Raw genomic sequence first — 3,470 nt, forward strand, 5'->3', positions numbered from 1 at the left:
CGGCTCGAACCAGCCATATTTCATGAATAGCCCTGCCGACAGGCGTGCTGGGCGCTTGGGCTGGTATGGAAACTGCATCTTTCCCAATCCAATCAAAGGTCTCGCTCATGCGTACAATCACTCGTGCTTCACTTGTCCTCGCCGGTTCCGCTGCCCTCGTCGGCGCCATGGCGCTGCCCGCCTCAGCAGTGGACACCACCACCACCGCCCAAATCAACGCTGGAACGATTGGTTTCAGCTCCTTTCCTACCTCCGCAGCCCTCGGTGCCGTTGTGCCAGGCGCCACTGTCACCACCAGCCTGGTTGACATTCAGGTGACCGATAACCGCGCCGGCACCGCCGGCTGGGTGGCCTCGGTTTCGCTGAGTAACTTCACCGGCGCAAAACAAACCGTCGCGGGAACACCGGATAACGTGATCCCCGCAGCCAACGCCTCCTATACCCCGGCTGCAGCAATCGTTTCCGGAACCGCGACCCTGACCGCTTCGGGCGCGCAGGCAGATCTGAGCACCGCGAAGTCCGTGCAGACCGCCAGCGCAGTCACCGGTAACCACGTGGCAACCTGGGGTGCGACGCTGGCACTGACCGCACCGTCAAACGCACTGGCCGACACGTACACTGCGGTTCTGACGCACTCTGTCCTCTAAGAACCGATGTCGAACTGTACCTGCAGGGCCGCCGGAATGGAGCCCTGCAGGTGCAGTTTGAGGAGGCAGCCTCCGCTCAGCTGATAAGCGCCTACTAACCCCCGAGGTCCCGGAATCTTACGTTCTCTCATCACAGCATTGTGCCTGTTCATCTTGGTGTTCCTGCCGGCGTCCCCCGGCTTCGCCACCATCGGCGCCGAACGCGGACTGAATGCGGAGGTCAGTACACCGCCGGTGCCTGAACAGTCAGGGATCGGACTTCGCCTGCTGGACATACCCACCGCCGCCCAGGATGATCCCCGGGCCCAGTCCTATGTTGTCGACCGGCTGGCACCCGGCACCGTGATCCAACGCCGGATTCAGGTGCAAAACGACTCCGACTCCACCCAGTTGGTGCGGATCTATCCCGGTGCGGCCCACATTGAAGCCGGTTCCTTTATTGGTGAGGACGACCCGGCGGTCAATGAACTGACAACCTGGACCTCAGTGGACCAAGAGCAGTTGGAAGTGGCCCCGGGAGAATCTGCGGACGTCACAGTGACCATCGACGTACCCGCCGACGCGCCCGAAGGAGAACAGTACGCCGCTATCTGGGCCGAAATACGCAGCACCCCTAATAAGAATGCGAACATCATCCAAGCCAGCCGGGTCGGAATCCGCATGTATCTCTCCGTCGGGCCAGGCAACGGAAAACCGGCCGACTTCAGCATTGACTCCCTCACCTCTGCCCGCGATGAGTAGGACAACCCCCAAGTCAGCGCACTCATCACCAACACGGGAGGCCGGGCACTGGATATTACCGGCGATCTAACGCTCAGTGAGGGACCGGGCGGCCTCTCGGCAGGCCCCTTCACCGCGCAACAGGCCACCACCATCGCACCAGGAGGCACAGGAACCGTCTCCATCACCCTGGACCCGGAACTTTTCAACGGACCCTGGAACGCGCAAGTAAATCTCAAAAGCGGGCTGGTGGAACATACAGCGGAGGCGAATCTCACCTTCCCCGAGGCCGGCCAGGGGCAAACAGTCCAATCCGTAGAAAGCCCGGGCATCCCCTGGATCCCTCTCAGTGCCACGGCAGCAGCGCTCGTCATGCTTGCGGTGCTGGTTTGGCTGCTGCGCCGCAGAAGGACGGCCAGAACTAATTATCAGGCGTCGGCCACAAGGTAGGAACGCCGCAAGGCGACAGAACCGAACCAGCACCCGGCGATCCTTTGGTTGGGCAACGGAGACCAGCATTAAAAGGCTAACGCAGAACCTGAAACTCGCTGTGGACAACCAAGACGGAAGACATTATTTACGTCCACTGGCCCATAGGCATCCGCGTCCAAGATCAGGACGCGCCCGGAATTTTTCAAGCTGAACGGTACCAACGGGAGTTAGGCGGCTGACTGTTCGGGGATTTCCTTGGGCTGGTTGATCCACGCGGCTCCTGGGAGCGCGAGGATTTTGGGGTCGGTGGTGGTGGTGAAGCGTTCGGGGTGTTTCGCGCGTGCTGCAGCGAGCGTTGCCGAGCGTTCTTTGGCGACGCCGGTGGCGTGACCGTAGTGGATGTTCGCGGGCGTGTGGAAGCCGATTCCGGAGTGCTGGTGGTGATGGTTGTACCAGTCCACGAAACCGCTGATGAATACTCCGGCGTCGTGGACTGAGGCGAAGCGTTCGGGGAATTCCGGCCCGTATTTCAAAGTTTTGAAAATCGCCTCACTGTACGGATTATCATTGGACACCCGGGGCCTGGAGTGGGACCTGGTGACCTCCAGATCCGAGAGCAGCGCGGCGACGGTTTTGGACGTCATGGACGTTCCCCGGTCCGCGTGCACGACCTGAGGGATGCCGTGAATCCCGAAGATTCCCTTCATCATTTCCACGGCCAGCACCCCGGATTCGGTGGCGTGGACGTGCGCGCCGACGATGAACCTGGAATGGATATCGACCATCATGTAGCAGTCAAAGTACTTGCCCCTGACCGGGCCGGCGAGTTTGGTGATATCCCACGTGAACACCTGGCCCCGGGACAGGTGTTCACGTGTTATGCCGACGTTGTGATTATGCCGATGTTGGTCTGGGATCCCAGGTTCCAGGCGGTGAACGGGCCAAAAAGGTCGGCATAATCACGGTGTGGTGATCGGCTTGTCTTCTCAACGATTGAGCAGACGAGGAGCACACGATGATAGCGACAACGCGAGCGAACCGGGTCCAAATCCACGGTCCGCTGCAGAAACACGCCGAGGGATTCGAGGCCGAACTATTGCGGCTGGGATTCACCCCGGCATCGATTGTGAATCAGTTTTATCTGCTGGCACATCTGAGTCGCTGGCTCGAGGCGGAAAGCATGCGCCTTGGGGATCTGACGGTGTTGCAGGTCGATGCGTTCCTCGCCGAACGCAAAGCGACTCATACTGCTCCTGACTGCCTCAACTCGTCCCGGCACACGCTGGGCTCAACTGTGATCATGCGTGAAGTGGTTCGTCTTCGAGCGACGGTTTCTCCCTGTTGGAGCGACGCGTTGTCCTCCTCTTATGCATCGGATCAATGACCAGACGGTAAGAATGGCGCCGGCTGCGCCAAAGCGTCTGGTCCGGCTGGTCCGCCAGTTCCCGGTGATCTGGTTGCTCGAGGGGTCCGGGGTGAAGACCGTGCCGATTGAAGGGGCTGTGGGGCCTTTCCGTAGTGCAAGCAGGTTCATGACCGGGTTGATGCATTGGTCATAGAGCCGCGGAAAGAGGCCGTGGATCGGGATGATGGTTCGTTGGATCTGACCGACCACTGTTACCGGCCGTGGTCGTTTCGAATTCCGCAGGATCACTTTGGCGACACGGTGGG

General features: G+C 60.4%; 3 protein-coding genes and 1 pseudogene. 3 read left to right on the forward strand and 1 reads right to left on the reverse strand.

The window, feature by feature from the left end; all coding sequences use genetic code 11:
• Positions 1-107 precede the first annotated feature (107 nt).
• Positions 108-647, forward strand: coding sequence for a hypothetical protein (locus Y703_RS0114395; RefSeq protein WP_155849549.1), 540 nt, complete (start codon positions 108-110; stop codon positions 645-647).
• A gap of 138 nt (positions 648-785) precedes the next feature.
• Complete coding sequence (locus tag Y703_RS21045; protein WP_051427619.1) at positions 786-1,388, forward strand: hypothetical protein; 603 nt, start codon at positions 786-788, stop codon at positions 1,386-1,388.
• 638 nt (positions 1,389-2,026) lie between these two features.
• Here Y703_RS21045 and Y703_RS20135 read toward each other — a convergent pair.
• A pseudogene (locus tag Y703_RS20135) lies at positions 2,027-2,656 on the reverse strand (DDE-type integrase/transposase/recombinase); the annotation flags it as partial.
• Positions 2,657-2,814: 158 nt separating this feature from the next.
• On the opposite strand from Y703_RS20135, the gene Y703_RS0114410 reads away from it, so the two are divergent.
• A complete protein-coding gene (locus tag Y703_RS0114410; RefSeq protein ID WP_026553265.1) occupies positions 2,815-3,183 on the forward strand; it encodes a hypothetical protein in 369 nt (122 codons plus the stop codon).
• Positions 3,184-3,470 lie beyond the last annotated feature (287 nt).

Source organism: Arthrobacter sp. H20, assembly GCF_000520515.1.
In the GTDB taxonomy this organism is placed as follows: Bacteria; Actinomycetota; Actinomycetes; order Actinomycetales; family Micrococcaceae; genus Arthrobacter_D.

Excerpts from the sequence above, each read along its gene's own strand:
- Y703_RS0114410 (WP_026553265.1), top strand. The coding sequence starts at position 2,815 with ATGATAGCGACAACGCGAGCGAACCGGGTCCAAATCCACGGTCCGCTG.
- Y703_RS0114395 (WP_155849549.1), top strand. The coding sequence starts at position 108 with ATGCGTACAATCACTCGTGCTTCACTTGTCCTCGCCGGTTCCGCTGCC.